Annotated in this window: 11 protein-coding genes and 5 pseudogenes; 5 read left to right on the forward strand and 11 right to left on the reverse strand. The window is 67.3% G+C overall.

What is annotated here, in order from left to right; all coding sequences use genetic code 11:
- From H343_RS34290 to H343_RS31255, 3 genes and pseudogenes are all read right to left on the reverse strand, one after another.
- Positions 1–149 (reverse strand): annotated as a pseudogene (locus H343_RS34290) (DNA-directed RNA polymerase subunit alpha); the annotation flags it as partial.
- 370 nt (positions 150–519) lie between these two features.
- Positions 520–705 (reverse strand): annotated as a pseudogene (locus tag H343_RS31250) (mycothiol transferase); the annotation flags it as partial.
- Between the two features lie 64 nt (positions 706–769).
- The gene (locus H343_RS31255) at positions 770–1540 is read right to left on the reverse strand and encodes an SAM-dependent methyltransferase (protein ID WP_078505817.1); all 771 of its coding nucleotides are present in this window, start codon (positions 1538–1540) and stop codon (positions 770–772) included.
- A 357-nt stretch (positions 1541–1897) separates the two neighbouring features.
- On the opposite strand from H343_RS31255, the gene H343_RS0117725 reads away from it, so the two are divergent.
- The 4 genes and pseudogenes from H343_RS0117725 to H343_RS34300 form a co-directional block, all read left to right on the forward strand.
- On the forward strand, positions 1898–2638 hold the full coding sequence (locus H343_RS0117725) for a DUF899 family protein (protein ID WP_028432251.1): 741 nt from the start codon (positions 1898–1900) through the stop codon (positions 2636–2638).
- A gap of 875 nt (positions 2639–3513) precedes the next feature.
- Positions 3514–3774 (forward strand): hypothetical protein, encoded by a 261-nt coding sequence (locus H343_RS31260; RefSeq protein WP_037904184.1) that lies wholly within the window; start codon positions 3514–3516, stop codon positions 3772–3774.
- A 65-nt stretch (positions 3775–3839) separates the two neighbouring features.
- Entirely contained in the window at positions 3840–4964 is a 1125-nt protein-coding gene (locus H343_RS0117730; RefSeq protein ID WP_028432252.1) for an amidohydrolase family protein, read from the forward strand.
- Between the two features lie 408 nt (positions 4965–5372).
- Positions 5373–5766: pseudogene (locus tag H343_RS34300) on the forward strand (MMPL family transporter); the annotation flags it as partial.
- A 109-nt stretch (positions 5767–5875) separates the two neighbouring features.
- On the opposite strand, the gene H343_RS0117740 reads toward H343_RS34300, so the two are convergent.
- From H343_RS0117740 to H343_RS0117750, 4 genes are all read right to left on the reverse strand, one after another.
- Positions 5876–7327: a sensor histidine kinase gene (locus H343_RS0117740; RefSeq protein ID WP_028432254.1), complete on the reverse strand. Its 1452-nt coding sequence runs from the start codon at positions 7325–7327 to the stop codon at positions 5876–5878.
- Positions 7324–8007: a response regulator transcription factor gene (locus H343_RS0117745; RefSeq protein ID WP_028432255.1), complete on the reverse strand. Its 684-nt coding sequence runs from the start codon at positions 8005–8007 to the stop codon at positions 7324–7326. The genes H343_RS0117740 and H343_RS0117745 overlap by 4 nt, the downstream gene beginning before the upstream one ends.
- 49 nt (positions 8008–8056) lie before the next feature.
- Positions 8057–8269, reverse strand: a complete 213-nt coding sequence (locus H343_RS35325; protein ID WP_158679576.1) for a hypothetical protein — start codon at positions 8267–8269, stop codon at positions 8057–8059.
- A 174-nt stretch (positions 8270–8443) separates the two neighbouring features.
- The gene (locus H343_RS0117750; protein WP_028432256.1) at positions 8444–9307 is read right to left on the reverse strand and encodes a formate/nitrite transporter family protein; all 864 of its coding nucleotides are present in this window, start codon (positions 9305–9307) and stop codon (positions 8444–8446) included.
- A gap of 325 nt (positions 9308–9632) precedes the next feature.
- On the opposite strand from H343_RS0117750, the gene cynS reads away from it, so the two are divergent.
- Positions 9633–10082 (forward strand): cyanase, encoded by a 450-nt coding sequence (gene cynS, locus H343_RS0117755; RefSeq protein ID WP_028432257.1) that lies wholly within the window; start codon positions 9633–9635, stop codon positions 10080–10082.
- Between the two features lie 205 nt (positions 10083–10287).
- Here cynS and H343_RS35975 read toward each other — a convergent pair.
- The 4 genes and pseudogenes from H343_RS35975 to H343_RS0117765 form a co-directional block, all read right to left on the reverse strand.
- Positions 10288–10589, reverse strand: a pseudogene (locus H343_RS35975) (IS701 family transposase); the annotation flags it as partial.
- Positions 10590–10732: 143 nt separating this feature from the next.
- Positions 10733–10816 (reverse strand): annotated as a pseudogene (locus tag H343_RS35980) (hypothetical protein); the annotation flags it as partial.
- Positions 10813–13968, reverse strand: coding sequence for a glycoside hydrolase family 38 N-terminal domain-containing protein (locus H343_RS0117760; RefSeq protein ID WP_028432258.1), 3156 nt, complete (start codon positions 13966–13968; stop codon positions 10813–10815). The pseudogene H343_RS35980 and the gene H343_RS0117760, both read right to left, overlap by 4 nt.
- Before the next feature lie 49 nt (positions 13969–14017).
- Positions 14018–15223, reverse strand: a complete 1206-nt coding sequence (locus tag H343_RS0117765) for a glycoside hydrolase family 76 protein (RefSeq protein ID WP_037904187.1) — start codon at positions 15221–15223, stop codon at positions 14018–14020.
- Positions 15224–15235: the final 12 nt, after the last annotated feature.

Consider the following 15235-nt stretch of genomic DNA (forward strand, 5'->3'; position numbering starts at 1 on the left):
GCAGCACCGGGGATCGAGGAGAGAAGCGTGCGACGCAGGGAGTTACCGAGGGTGTATCCGAAGCCCGGCTCCAGCGGCTCAATCACGAACCGTGAGCGGAATTCGTCGACGACCTCTTCGGTCAGGGACGGGCGCTGAGCGATCAGCATGAGGTAAGGCCTCCATTTTTCGGCGCCCGCTATTTGACGCCGTAGACACAGCAAGGATACGGGCAGTACGGCGTGACAAGAGGCCGCACGGCCCGGCTCGGGGCAAAGCACAGATTTCCGCAGGATGGAACGGCGCACAGGGGTGCTTGATCAGCGAACATCACGGGCGAGGACGTCTGGCTCCACTGCCGTGAACACGGCGCGTTCGTCACACGGAGCGGTCCCACCACCTTGCGGTCGAGCCGCGGACGACAGCAACAACGGGGCAACCAGGTCCCGGAGTTCATCAGGAACCAGACGCTTCGACAGATCAGCACTCACGACCGGCATCATGCCGCTCGAAAATCACGTCACCTCGTGGGGCAGCCTTCTAAGCCTTGGTTGGCGCGGCCGTCCTGACGGCCTGCTCGATCTTCGCGAAGTAGGCAGTACGGGCTTCCTCGTCGACCGGCCGCTCGTTTTCGCCGCGCACCCCGGTGCGGCCGTCGACGCCCTCGCGCAGGATGTCGGCGTGCCCGGCATGCCGGAGGGTCTCGCCGAGGACATGGACCAGGATGGGCAGAGGCATCTTCTGCTGACCTGACCACCTGCCGGACAACCCACTTCATGAAAGATCGAGGCTAGATCTTCTCGGCGCTGACGGACCGTTCGACCTCGGATACCGGCAGCCGTCGGCTGGTTGGTTCGATGTACCGAGCGGTGAAGTCCGGCGGGCCCGGCTGTTCGGCCACGCGCCAGCCGTACTCAGCGAGGAAGCCCGCGATCTGATCAGGGTTCAGCCCGAAATGCCACAGTCTGCGCTTGACCACGTACTCCTGGTACAGCTTCTCGGCGCCGTAGGAGGCGCGCCCGTCCAGGAAATCCTTGGCCAGGTGAGTGAAGACCAGTCGGCTGCCGGAGCCGGCCGTGGCGAGGAAGGCGAGGGTCTTCCGGACGCCGTCCTCGGTCAGGTACTGGGTCACGGCCTCCCAGGCGAAGAAGGTCCTCATGCCGCCGATGTCGTGACCGTGAGCGGCCAGCGCGTCCTTGAGGTCCTGGGTGTTGAAGTCGATGGGGACCAGGGTGACGTGGTCGGGGACCTTCCCGAACATCTTGTGCAGCAGAGCCTGCTTGCGGTCGATGTTCTCCGGCAGGTCGAGCTCATACACCGGAGTCTTGCCCAGGGCGGGCAGGCGGTAGGCCCTGGTGTCGAACCCGGCGCCCAGGGTGACGAAGGCGTCGATGCCCGCCTCCGCGGCGTTGAGGAGCTGGTCGTCGTTGTATCGCTTCCGGCAAAGGAAGCTCGCCCACATCCCGGGGACATTCTTCTCCATACCGGCCACCATCCAGCGCCGCACGGGACCCCAATCGGGGGGTGTGTACAACGAACGAACGGTGGAACTGCCGATCATGGAGTGACACCGGATGACTGATGTTGTGAATGGGGCCGAGGCCGCCGAGGAGCCTGCCAAGCCGTCGGAGCCGGCCGACGACCCGGGATGGCCGGTCGCTCCGTTCGGCGGTGGGCCAGGCGAAGGTGTACTCACCCGCGTTAGGTGTATTGACCTGATGCGTTGTTCACACGGCTGATCGGTGGGTGGCCTCCGAGTGCGGTGTGGCACCGGTGATGGTTGTAGCTGTGGAGGAAGTCGCCAGGGCGGCGGTGCGCTGGTGGTTGGTGGTGTAGGGCCGCAGGTGGCTCGCCCGTCTCACCGCGCGTGTTGGTCAGCTCGGTGGACAAGACTGCAACGAACGGAATGGAGGCGATCATGAACGACCAAGGACCTGGCCCGGTCCTACCGCCTGTAGTGGACAGAAAGACCTGGCAGGAGGCGCGGGACGCACTGTTGGCACGGGAGAAGGCGCACACCCGAGAAGGGGACGCGATCGCGGCGGCGCGCCGGCGACTGCCGATGGTGGAGATCGACGCCACCATCGAGGTGATCGGCCCTGACGGACCGGTCACGATCCTCGACGTATTCGAAGGCCGCAGGCAGCTGATCGCGTACTTCCACGCCTGGTGGCCCGGCCGGCCCGCCGCGGAGCAGTGCGAGGGCTGCACGTTCTTCAACTGCCAGGTCCGCGAGCTGTCCTACATCCATTCCCGCGACGCCACGTACGCCACGCTCTGCAAGGGCCCGTACGAGGCCGGCGTCCGCTACCGGGACTTCCTGGGCTTGGACATGCCGTGGTACTCGGTCGAGAAGACGGCGGCGCAGCTGCTGGAGGGTCGTGACTGGCAGCGTCACCACCTCGTCTGCTACGTCCGCGATGGCGAGCGCGTGTTCGAGACGTACTACACCGGCGGCCGCGGCGTCGAGATCATGTCCCCCACCCACGGACTGCTGGACATGACCGTCTACGGACGCCAGGAGGCGTGGGAGGACTCCCCCAGCGGCTGGCCACAGCCCTGGTACTCCGCCGAGAACCCTGAGGTCTGGCGTACGAACGGACGCCCCATCGCTCAGTGGTCCCGCATCGAAGCCGGCCGCTCCGACGAGCTGACGTGAGGATCAGGCAGCCTCCTGATCTCTGCCAGGATCCATGACGCCTACCGGAGATGAACGACGCCGGCGTCCGCGTCACCCCCTGCCGAAGTCCTCCGAGAGATGACGAGTCGTGCAGCGCGCTCAGTGGTCGTTGAACGGAAACCAGGCTGCCCCACGAACGCGAGCGTGATCCGGCCCAGCTCGATCTTCCGAATATCCCTCGTCGCGCCCGAGCCTTGTGCAGACGAATCGTCACGACCGTGCGGCGAAGTCAATCGACCACCGAATGCAGCAAACGCGCCACCACGAGCGGTCCCGGACCGAGCCCGAGACGGATCGCTCGGCCGCACGCTCGTCGCCCTCACCACGATCGAGCAATTCCGCTCGTCGCCTGCATGACGCAGAGTTCCACGCGTGAGAGTTGATCGGACAATCGCAGTTGAGGGATCCGTGTCCGCTCTAGCGCAGCATGCGCAACCCATCTCTCTGACTCATGTTTTACACCTGACACTATGTCAATTCGACTGGTGTGTACGGCTCTTGATTCGCTGGAGGTGTCGCTCGCTTTCAGTGAAGACGACCCAGCACGGGGACGAAGGATTTGCGAGAGGACCGGCCTCGGCTCAGGCACGGTGTACCCCATTCTCGATCGTCTTACGGAGAACGACTGGATCACCGCCCGACAGGAGCCCGAGCCGTCACCCGCCGCGAACTCCGCTGCAGAGCGGGGGAAGACACCCCCGACGGCAAGCATGCCGACTCGGGCGGGAAGCCGTTTGATCCCTCGTGAGGGCTACGCAATTGGCTGTGTCAGCTCTTTAACGTTCGTCTCAGGTTCGCTCGGTAGGAAGTAGGCATCCAGATAAGCGATGCAACCCGTATGCAGGAGGCTGGTGATGGCAGTCGACGCAGCACCATCGGGGAAAGCGCCGCCCGGGCGGTTGAGGTTCGGGCCGGCCACCAGGGCGCTGGCGACGGCTTTCCCTGTCGCCGCCTGCGGGTCGCACGCCGACAACAGTGCGGGGCCCGCCGCGGCCGGCCCGCACAGCGCGCACGCGGGCGGGTCGTCAGCTCCACCACAGCCGCTGCGCGCCGGCGAGCGGTTCCTCGACCTGAGCGCTGCCGCGGTGCGCGAGCAGGACGCGAAGACCCCCTGAAGCATCTCGCAGACGGATACCGCACGGATACCTCACCACACGAACGCCTGAAGAGAGGGACTGACATGAAGCCCATGGGACGCCGCGGCTTTCTCACCGCCAGCACGGCACTTGGCATCGGTGCCGGCTTGTCCACGCACGCCATCGTCTCGGAAGCGAGCGAGAAGGAGACTCCGGACATTTCACGGCGGGATCAGGACCTGCCTTTCATCGGCACGGAGGAGACCTTTACGACTCCCACGTTGCTCGAGCTGAACTCCATCAATCAGGATCACATAGCGTTCCTTGAGGAAATTGGTCTTTCGGATCTGGGCCAGCGCCGCATCGGCGATATGGATGCGGGGGGACTCAACGTTCAAATCCTCTCTGCTCATACACCCTCCGTACAAAATGTCCCTGGGCAAAAGGGCATCGACCTTGCCTATCGTCTTAACCGGCAACTTGTAGACGGGCCAATCGGCAAACATCCGGGCCGCTTCAAGGCTTTCGCCACCCTGCCCTTGCAGAGCCCGGAGGCGGCGGCGGACGAACTGGAACGCTCGGTCCGGGAAGATGGCTTCCTGGGCGCACTGACCAACGGACACATCGCGAAGAAGTATCTCGATCATCCCGATTTCGAGCCTGTGCTGGCACGTGCGGTCGCTCTCGATGTGCCGATCTACCTGCATCCCGGCTATCCAGCCGACGAGGTCTTCAAGATCTACTACAGCACCACACGGTCCAAGTACACGGAACAGTACCAGGACTACATTTTCAGTGGGTCTGGATATGGCTGGCACCAGGAGGTGCTGACCCAATGCGTTCGGATGATCACGTACGGGGTTTTCGACAGATTCCCCGAACTGAAAATCATCATCGGCCACATGGGCGAAGGTCTTCCCTTCTACTACGAGCGGATCGTCAATGACATGGGCGAGCCGACCAAAGACTCGCTCGAGAAGCCCATCGGGCAATACTTCCAGGACAACTTCTGGGTCACAACCAGCGCATTCCCCCAGACCGAACTGCTCGATCTTCTACTGAAGTACATAAGTGTGGATCGAGTGATGTTTGCAACCGACTACCCGTTCGCGGACATAAAGGAGCAGACCGACTGGTTCCGCGGGGTCGATTTGCCACGCGAAGACAAGGAAAAGATCGCGTTCCGAAATGCGGAAAAACTGTTCGGAATCAAAGTGCCCGTGAAGTGATGCGCCAGTGTCGGCAGAAGTGGAATGCTTGGGCTGTAAGGAGAAAGCACAGCCAAAGTATGCGATGCGCGGCTGCCGCATCACGCGGTTCTCATACAACGGCGGATCGCATGCTCTTCCGGAGAGATCGAAGTGTCGCGCTGGTTCGCTGTAGGCAAGCAAGACGAGCGTAGGAGCGACTCTCTTGAGATCCTCAGCGCGCTGGCCCGCCTTGTGATTGACGGCGCGGTTCGCAACGGTCTGCTGCGGGGCCCAGTAGCAGACCCTTGCCAGCGTGTAGTGCCAACGACTGGGATGGGCCAACACCGGACATTGGCTATCGGCTCAGTCTCCGCTTCCGGCTGAAACTCCCATCGACACCGCCGTCGCCCCGGGCGACACCGGAGACGTCTTCGCAGCCGCCTGGACCTGTTCCTGGTGGCGCTCGACGTCGACACAACATCTTCCTGGCCGGCCGGGCCCGGGAGGAGACCGTGCGTCTCGGCACCAGAGTCGGCACCAGAGAGGGCATGCTCAAGCCCTCTCCGCCACTGGTGGCGTCATCACCTCGGCAGGTCTGGTCCTGGCGGCCTGGTTCGCGGTCCTCGCCACACTTCCGCTGTTGATGCGAATCAAGGTCGGGTTCCTGGTCGCCTTCGGCGTGCTGCTCGACGCCCTGCTGGTGCGGTCGGTCCTGGTACCCGCCCTCACTTTGCCGATCGGCCGACGGATCTGGTGGCCGAGCCGGCTGTCCCGTCCAGCGGCGGAGCTGCCGGACGGCCAACAGCCGCTCGCCGACGAGGAGCCCGCGCTGCAACGGTGAGCGCGGCGGCACGGACGAGACCCGGGACGGGGACCCAAGCCCGTCCCCGATTTGTTCATGGGCCTGACGGTCGCCGCCCTTTGGCCCTGCGCCGCGCCGCCGGGGCGGATCAGTCCAGCGCGGTGTCCTCCCCGTCGGTGAGCCGCGCGACCGGGGCGGGCGGAGCCGCGGCCGGAAGGCCGACCCGAAGCAGCGCGCCACCGCGTGCGGAGCGGGCGACGGTGGCCCGGCCGCCGTGGGCGTCGACGACCCGCTGCACGATCGACAGCCCCAGACCGGATCCCGGCAACGCCCGGCCGCTGTCGGCACGGTAGAACCGGTCGAACACCCGCGGTACGTCGGCGGCGTCGATGCCCGGCCCGGCGTCGTCGACCTCAAGCACCGCCGACGCGCCCTCGGCACGGAGCCGGACCTGGACCGGCTGGTCCGCGGGGGACCACTTGCCGGCGTTGTCGATGAGGTTGAGCACGGCCCGCTCGAGCGCAGCGGGACGCCCGCTCACCCACACAGAGGTCACGTCGAGCGCGACCTCGATGTCGGGCACGCGTGAACCCGCCCGGGCCGCGGCGGCCACCACCACGTCGGCGAGGTCGAGCACCTCGGTGCTCTCGTCGCTGACGTCACCGCGCGCCAGGTCGGTCAGCTCGGCGACAAGGGTGCCCAACTCGCCCACCTGGGCGCCGAGATCGTTGAGCAGCCGGGTCCGGCTCTCCGCCGGCAGTGCGCTGTCCAGGGTGCCGCGCCGATCGAGCCGGATCAGCAGCTCGACGTTGAGGCGCAGGCTGGTGAGCGGGGTCTTGAGCTCGTGGGCGGCGTCCTCGGCGAGCAGCCGCTGGGCCCGCCGGGAGTCCCGGAGCGCGGCGAGCATGTCGTTGATCGACTGGATCAGCCGCCGGATCTCCCCACCACCCTCATCCGGGATGTCGGCGTCGAGATCCCGGGTGCGCGCGACACGTACCGCGGCAGCGGTCAGCCGGTCGAGCGGTGCCAGCCCGGTCCGCGCCACGGTCCGCCCGACTAGGGCGCCGCCGGCCACGCAGAGCAGCCCGATCAGCAGCATGCCGAACCCGAACCGGTTGATCGGGCCGTCATCGACGACGCGGGCCACCTGGACCGCGCCGTCGCCCGCCCGCAGCGTGTAGATGACGTAGCCGTCCTCGTCGCTGTCGTTCGACTCCAACAGGTCGGCCGACGCGCCCTGCGCCACCCGCTCGGCGTGCTCGCTGACCGGGGGCAGCGCGGGTTGGCCGGCCGGCGTCCGGATCGAGCCGTCGCGCAGGATGACCCGCACCAGCCGACCGGACCCGGGATACGGCGGTAGCGGGACCTGCGCCAGACCGGCGCGCTCCGCGTTCGTCGCCAGGACGCGGGAGTCGGCGCGCAGCTGATCCTCGGCGGTGTCCCGCAGCTCCCAGTCCAGCAGCTCACTGGCCACCTGGAAGGCCACGAACACGCTGACCGCGATGGCCGTCGCCGCGATCACCGTCAGCCTGGCCCGCAGGGACCGCCGGCGCCACCATCGGGTCAGCCGGCGCGGTTCCCGGCCGGCGGGCCTGCTCACGGAGGAGTCTCCCGCAACGTGTACCCCAGGCCGCGCAGCGTGTAGATCAACCGCGGCTCACCCTCGGCCTCCATCTTGCGGCGCAGGTAGCTCACGTACACCTGGAGATTGTTGGCGGTGGAGCTCATGCCGAAGCCCCAGATCGCCTCGAACAGCGCGTCGCGGGTCAAGACCCGGGTCGCATTGCACATCAGGACCTCCAGGAGGGAGAACTCGGTCCGGGTCAGGCGCAGCGGCCGCCCGCCCCGCCACGCCTCGAACCTGTCGGGATCGAGCCGGACGTCGGCGAACGACAGGACCTGCGACTCCTCGTCGGTCGTCGTGCGCCGGCGCAGCAGGGCCCGCACCCGGGCCAGCAACTCCTCGGTGGCGAACGGCTTGGGCAGGTAGTCGTCGGCGCCCGCGTCCAGCCCCGCGACCCGGTCGGAGACCTGGTCACGGGCGGTCAGCATCAACACCGGCAGATCCTGGCCCGCGGCCCGCAACCGCCGACAGGTCTCCAACCCGCCGATGCGGGGCATCATCACGTCGAGGAGTAGCAGATCCGGCGCGTCGCCACCGACCCCGTCGAGCACAGCGAAACCGTTGGCGACGGTGCTGGTGTCGTAACCCTCGACCTGGAGCACCCGCTCCAGCGACTCACGGATGGCCGCCTCGTCATCCGCGATCATGATCCGCACGTCGGCCCGCCCCCCTCCGGTCGATGCTCTTGCCGCTCATTGTCCTCGATCAACCTGAGGCCAGGATTAGAGCGTCGCGGCTGTGGTGCCCGCGGGCCGTGCTCCTACGGATGCCCAAGTGGTCCGCGCCGTTGATTCGTCGGGGGTAGGGACACCAGCCGGTGGGGTCGTTGAGGTAGAGGCCGCAGACGCAGTCGAGGGCTTCTTCGGGGCTGTCGGCAGGTGGGCCGCTGGGCAGGATGTTGTCTTTGACCTGCCCCACGGTCTGGGTTCCAGCTTGACCTGCCCCACCAGCCGGGGAGGTGGCAGTAACAAGCGGCCGCCGTCGCCACCCGGCCGGTCGGCTGGGCCGTTCCGGTGCCCGCAAGGTTTGATACCTGTCGGCGCGCTTGTCACCGTGACGTTTGTCGTGCCGTTGAGCGCCCATCGGCCCGGTTCACACACACACCTGCTCCGGCGCGTCGGCATTCTTGTCGGAAGCCGTGCGAACGGAGCGGCCCCGAGGGGCACCGGTGCGGGCGTGGGTCGCGTACAGGGTGAGACCCACGAAGGTCAGGCCACCGACCAGATTTCCCACTACGGTCGGGATCTCGTTCCACACGAAGTAGTCACCGACGGAGAAGTCCCCGCCGAGCAGCAAGCCGGACGGGAAGAGGAACATGTTCACGACCGAGTGCTCGAAGCCCATGTAGAAGAAGACCAGGATGGGCATCCACATGGCGATGACCTTGCCGGACACGGACGTCGACATCATGGCGGCGACGACGCCCGTGGAGACCATCCAGTTGCACAGGACACCGCGGATGAAGAGGGTGAGCATCCCGGCGGCGCCGTGCTCGGCGTAGCCGACCGTCCGCCCCTCGCCGATCGTGCCGATGGTCCGGCCGACCTCGTCCGGGCCGACGGAGAATCCGAACGTGAAGATCACAGCCATCATGAGGGCGACGGTGAGCGCGCCGGCGAAGTTACCGGCAAACACCAGCCCCCAGTTGCGCAGCACGCCGCGCAGGGTAACGCCCGGCCGTTTGTCCATCAGCGCCAGCGGGACCAGGGTGAAGACGCCAGTCAGCAGGTCGAACCCCAGCAGATAGAGCATGCAGAACCCCACCGGGAAGAGCAGTGCCCCCACGACAGGCTGACCCGTCTGCACCGTGACGGTGACAGCGAACGCCGCGGCCAGCGCCAGGATGGCGCCTGCCATGTACGCGCGAATCACGGTGTCCCGCGTGGACATGAAGACCTTCGCCTCACCGGCGTCGACCATCTTCCTGACGTACTCCGACGGATTCAGATAGGACATGACGACATTCCTTTCCTAGAGACGGGCTGGAGCGCCTTGGGCACCGCGGGGCACACGACCCAGACCCGGAATACGTCGAGGGTGAGCAGTGCAGATTACTTCCCGATGACCAGGGAGAACGGGTCGGGTCACATCGGCCTCACCACGGCTGGCCGGCGGCCGTCAGGTACTTCGCCCGCGCGTTTCGTCCTGTAACGGAGCGGCCCCACCGCGGGGGTACAGATGTCCCAGGCGTTAAAAGTCGATGTCAGCGGCCCCCCGAACATGGCTTTGCCGCGCACCGAACGGGATTCTGCTACAACATTCCCGTTTCAAGGAGCCCGGCATGACCCCGATCATGAGCAAGTCCGAAGCCGCCGCCCTCGTGCTCGCCGCCCGCATACGGGGCGGCCTGTCCTGGTCTCAGATAGCCGCGGAGATCGACGCCCCAGTTGTGTGGACGACCGCCGCACTGCTCGGTCAGCACCCCATGACCCGGGATCAGGCCCAACGAGTCTGCCGGTTCCTCGACCTGGAAGAGCCGGTCGCCGAGAGTCTGCAGCTTCAGCCCTCCCGCGGCACCGACCCGGCGCTGATGGCCGACCCAACCGTCTACCGCTTCGTCGAAGCGCTGTCCGTCTACGGGCCCGCCCTCAAGGAACTCATTCACGAGGAGTTCGGCGACGGAATCATGAGTGCCATCAACTTCCGCGTCGACTTCACCCGCCACCCGGATGCGGAGGGCGACCGCGTCGTCGTGACCTTCGATGGGAAGTTCCTCGACTACAAGTGGTGATCCTTGACCCGGTGCTTTCGGCGTACCCGCGGTACACGCTGCCGCTGACCGGTGCCACCGGCCCGCCGGTCCGACCGCTGGCCGTAGTGGGTCCGGGTCCGGATCATGCACCGGGCCACGGCCAGAGGCCCGACCGCGGCCTCGGCCGGACGCGACGGCGGTCGCACGAGGCGCGCTCAGCGCTGGAGGCGGAGTCGAGGGGGGTACGGAGACCCTGGAAGCACTCCTCGATCGCCCAGCGCTCCCCGACGATCCGCACCAGTTCCTGAACAGTGGTCCCCAAGGGGGCGTAAGCGAGGTAGTAGGCGATCTCGTCGGGTTTGCTGATACTGCGCCGGGCCGGCGTTCACCGCATCGGGCAGGGGACCTCGCCCTGGTAGTCGAACTCGGTGACGGCCGGAAGCCGCACTGCCGCCCAGTGATAGACGCGGGGCCCTTCGCGCCGTCGCCGCAGGAGATCTTCTTCCATGCCTCGGCCGGGGCCTGTGCGAACAGGCCCTCGATTCGGGGACAGCCCACGGTGAACCGGGCGCCGCGGCAGTGCGGTTCGGCCTTGACAACCTCGGCCGGGACACGGAGCTGTGCCCCCATCTGAGATGGAACGCGGTCACCGACCCGTGGCACGCCGCCGGCACCCGGTCCGGAACCGCCTGCGCGAAGGTGCCCAAGATCACGTCCGCGACCCGCTGGCGGGTGTCCGACCGCGGCCAGACGGCAGCAGGGGGCAGTCTCACGACGTTACGGTCGCGGAGGTGTGCAGATAGAGGACGGCGGCAGCCGTTCCGAGCGCTGGAACGTCGACAGGAATGGCGCGGTCCGGCTCCGGCGTGATGTCGCGCGGAGCCAGACCCAGGTAGTTGGTGCGGACGGCGCGGGCGACGGTGAAGGGGGTGCCCAGACGACAGGTGACGGGTGTATCGGCCACTGACTGAAGGCGCACCAGGAGTTTGCCGCTGTCGGGGACAGTCACCCCGACGAGCCGTACCCGGGGGTCGTCCAGGGTCAGGAATTGCGTCTGTGCCGGGACTCCGGCCCCGGCTCCGGCACGGGCGCGCACCGGCACGATGGGATGGCTGGAGACACCGGCGACCTGCACGGCGAGTTCGTCGGCGTGGGCCGCGCGGTTCTCCGCTGTCGTGGTGAAACCGATGCTGTAGCGGAAGACGTGGTCGAACGCCTGCTGTGCGGGGAAGTTCGTGTCCCAGATGTTGTTGTGCACCCAGGAGAAGATGGTGGCCGGCTCTTCCTGCGGCAGCGACTGAGGGTAGGGGACGTAAGGGATCGCGATCCCGCCGAGCTGGACGAGGGGGGCGTCGGCTGTCGCCAGTGCGGCGTGGTGGGTGCCGTCGCTCAGACTGATCCAGCGCCGGATGGCGCGCATATGGGCTGCCGAGCCCGGTACGGTCTCCCGTCCGGTGCCCAGGACGCCACCCGCAGCCTCCGTGTGCACGGCGGGGTTGTCCAGGGCGAAGGGGAAGGCGAAAAAGGCACTCTCCTTCGTGAGGGTCGCGTTCTTGTCGATGCGGTTCTCTATGTCGATGCGGGCCGCGTGGTGCGGAAGGTGCACCCTGACACGGAGCCGACGGGCGCCGGCCGGGGCACATTCGTAGACGAGGGTCTGCCCTGTGGCGTCCATGGTGCGGTCGACGAGCGCCGCGGTTCGCGCGGTGTCGCGTGACGCGAGCAGGTGCATCGAGTCGTCGGCGACGGTCTTGCTGGACTGGTGGTTGAACGCGCCGGCCGTGGCGTACTCGTCATAGACGTAGCCGTTGAAGCCGACGACGGCGTCCTGCCTGACCATCTCACGCCAGGTGCGCTTGTCGACGATGGACCCGATGCATGCCTCGCGCAGGTCGACCGTGACGCGCAGGTGGTCATTCTCCAGGACAGTGCCATCGGCGAGTTGTGCCGAACCCTCGTCGTGCTGTTGCGAGGGCACGGCAAAGGTGATGATGTCCAAGCGCACTGCGCCGCAGGCCGGTACGTCCGTCACGGGCACGAGCAGGAAGCGGCCGGCCGCGCGATGACGCTCGTTGCTCTGCGCCTCCTCGACGAAGGGCAGAGGTGCGCCAGTGCGTGCGTCGCGGACCTGGACCGGGGCGCTCAGCGCGACGGTGCTCTCCGGCAGGAAGAGCCGTACTGTTTCGGTGCGTACCCAGCTGCGGGTGTTCACGGCGTAGTACGACGCCAGTGCGTCGTCAGCGGGGGCGAAGGCTTCGCCGAGCAGAGCGGAGGCGGCGTCCAGGAGGGTTTCGGCGTCGTCGTGGGCGCGCATGGCCTGCGCGTACTTCCAGTGCCACTGCTTCTCGCCGGACCCGTGGCCGTGGTCGCCTTGGGTCCAGGGGTCGCCGGCGCCCCAGGTGTGTTCGTTGAACAGGGAGGCGGACCGGTAGACAGCCGGTGCGCTCGCGGTGACGGCCGGGCCGCCGGGTACGCCCATCAGGTGGGCGTACCCGGCCACGGTCTGTGCCTCGGCGAGGGCTGCCTGCCCGCGTCTGGTGGCGGCGAGCGGGACAGCACCGGCTCCGACTCCGTCGACCCACCAGTCGCTCCAGTCTCCCCGGTAGGTCTCCAGGCGGTCTCCGACGCGCTTCTCGGCGTCCTCGAAGAAGTCCTGGTTACGGGAGGCCCGCAGCTGCGGGTAGGCCCACTGTTCGTTCCAGCGGCGCACCGTGTCAGAGATGATGCGGCGCGGCGGGCCGTTGTCCGCGAACTTGCCCAGCACCCGCAGGTGCAGAACGTCCCACGGATAGGGCTCAGCCGTACCCGGCAGGTCCAGGGCGGGGAAGCCGGGTATCCCGCGTCCCTGGTGGGGGTAGGGGAATCTGGCCAGTGCGCTGAGGTAGGCGGGCAGCAGATCGTCGACGCGGTCGTAGGACTCGTCGAAGCCGAGGATCGATCCCTCCATGTAGGCCAGACCGTGCGGGGTGTCCGTACGCCAGACCAGGACGCTGCTGCCGCTCGGCGCCTGCCAGCGAAACAGACGAGGAAGATGTTCTCCGCCGGTGAGGTGGGGTACGGCGCGGCCGGCCCAGTTGTGCGCCACCGACAGGTAGCGGATGCCGTTGTCGGTGAGGACGTCGGGAAGGCCCACGACCTGGCCGGGCACGTCCGTCTGCATGGCCGTGGTGATGTCGATGCCGTGCCGGTCACGCAACTCGGTCACCGGGCGGACAAGTTCGTGCAGTTCGTCGGTGGAGCATGTCTCGGTGTGCAGGTTGAAGGGCATGGCGGTGAGTTCGACGCGCCCCTCGCGCACCCGGTTCAGGAAGTTCTCCACCTGGCGCTGGGGCCGGTTGGCCTGCCAGTCCTGGAAGGAGTGAAACCCTTCGACGGCCCAGCGGAACCGGGCAGGGTCCGGCCATTCGTCGGTGTCACGGCAGAGCTCAAGGAGAGCGTCCAGGTAGGCGCGGCTCTCGGCCATCACCCGGCCCTGCGGGTCGGTGTAGCCGATGTCGAGGTGGGAGTGCTGCACCAGATGCAGGGTCCAGTGGCGCTGAGGGCGTGCTTCGAAGGCGAGTCGGACGTCCGCTTCGAGTTCCGGCAGCTCGATCAGCAAGGGTGTGGGGGCTTCCACTTCCGGGACCAGGAGGCGTGTGTCGTCTCCCGGTCCCGGCGTGATCTCGCAGTGGACGGGGGTGCCACCGCTGGTGGTGACGCAGGCCCTGGTGATGCGCGGTTGCGGGGGTGCACCGGTGGGACGGCGTATCCGCAGCCGGATGGACTGCAGTAGTCCGCCTGCGCCGTCGTGGCGCAGCAGAGGCTCGTCCGACAGCTGTACCCGCAGGTCGCCGAGGTGGGTAGCGGTGGCCACGCGCTCCTTGAGTATGTCGCGCGCGATGTCGGAATCCCACCAGGACGGCCGGCTCAGCGGTGGCTTGGGCATGGTGCGTGAGTGTCCTTTGTGTTGAGGGTGCGGTGGTGCGGCCCGCCGGTCACGAATGGAGGCGGCGCTGGTGGGTGGCGTCGGCCAGAGTGGCGAAAATCTGGACCATGGCCGACTGGTTGAGCGTCGCGGCCGGTGCATCGGGGTCGTAGTCGCCGCCGCCAGAGGCCTGGAAGCGGAACAGCCCGTTCGTGCTGTCGCGGTTGGACTGGTAGGTGGAGTCCGCGTAGTCGCTCATGGCCGCCAGATAGACCGAGTTGGGGCGGACGTCGTCAAGGTCGAGCAGGTCCTTGAAATAGAAGGAGTTGAAGATGGCCGGCTGGTCGTGCAGCCGGCTGCCCTCGGTCCAGTACGCCAGGGAGCCGCGGGCGTCCTTCACCGCCTTCTCCAGGTACCCGGCATTCCCCGTGCCGCGGTAGAGAGCGGTCGCGGTGCCGATCATGGCACCCGAGTTGTAAGTCCACAGCGTCTCGTTGGTGCTGCCGTCGTCGCCGCGGTCGTTGGCGTACAGGCCCGGCGCCGTGCGCATGCACGAGTAGACCCAGCCGTACCACTGCTTCGCCTTGTCGAGATAGGTGCGGTTACGGGTGAGCTCGTGGAGCCGGGCGGCGAGCTGGGCCGACAGGGCGGTGACATTGGTGGCCCGGACGTTGTTGTCGGGCGAGTCGTACCAGTCCATCCCGCCCGGACATGGCTTGGTGGTGTCGTCGTCCCAGGCTCGGGAGACGACGGGCACGACCCGCTCGGCCCGCCGGAGGTACCGTTCGTCGCCGGTGGCCTCGTACTGGTCGAGCTGGGTCAGGGCGACCACGGCGTTGTCGTCGTAGTACACGTCACCGCCCGTGCCCAGGGGGGCAGGCAGGTACGACTCGTACCCGGGGCGCTCGCCGGCGGTGAAGTAGAGCTCGGCCGTGTCGAACCGTTCGGCCGCGTCCCGTCTGTAGGAAGGCCCGGTGCGCGGGAGTTCCTGCATGTCGACGGCGGCCTGCGCGGCCTCACGGAACGGCCACAGGTAGGAGTGCTCAGGGTCAGAAGGCTGTCGGGGTGTGTGTTCCAGGTACAGCCCGTGGTGGTCGGAGCCCTCGTACAGGTGCTTCTGCAGAGCACGGTAGGTGCTGGTGGCGCGGTCGGCCCAGGTGCCGGAGGACACCGGGCGTGCCTGTTCGGGCGCCAGGGCGTGTGCGGGGGCGGCGGTCCAGAGCAGACCGGCGCAGACAACGGGGGCGGTGGTACGGGTGAGCAGTGATCGCAGCACAAGTGTCTCCTT

Source organism: Streptomyces sp. TAA204, assembly GCF_000424965.1.

Excerpts from the sequence above, each read along its gene's own strand:
- H343_RS31255 (WP_078505817.1), bottom strand. The coding sequence starts at position 1,540 with ATGATCGGCAGTTCCACCGTTCGTTCGTTGTACACACCCCCCGATTGG.
- H343_RS0117725 (WP_028432251.1), top strand. The coding sequence starts at position 1,898 with ATGAACGACCAAGGACCTGGCCCGGTCCTACCGCCTGTAGTGGACAGA.
- H343_RS31260 (WP_037904184.1), top strand. The coding sequence starts at position 3,514 with ATGGCAGTCGACGCAGCACCATCGGGGAAAGCGCCGCCCGGGCGGTTG.
- H343_RS0117730 (WP_028432252.1), top strand. The coding sequence starts at position 3,840 with ATGAAGCCCATGGGACGCCGCGGCTTTCTCACCGCCAGCACGGCACTT.
- H343_RS0117750 (WP_028432256.1), bottom strand. The coding sequence starts at position 9,307 with ATGTCCTATCTGAATCCGTCGGAGTACGTCAGGAAGATGGTCGACGCC.
- cynS (WP_028432257.1), top strand. The coding sequence starts at position 9,633 with ATGACCCCGATCATGAGCAAGTCCGAAGCCGCCGCCCTCGTGCTCGCC.
- H343_RS0117760 (WP_028432258.1), bottom strand. The coding sequence starts at position 13,968 with ATGCCCAAGCCACCGCTGAGCCGGCCGTCCTGGTGGGATTCCGACATC.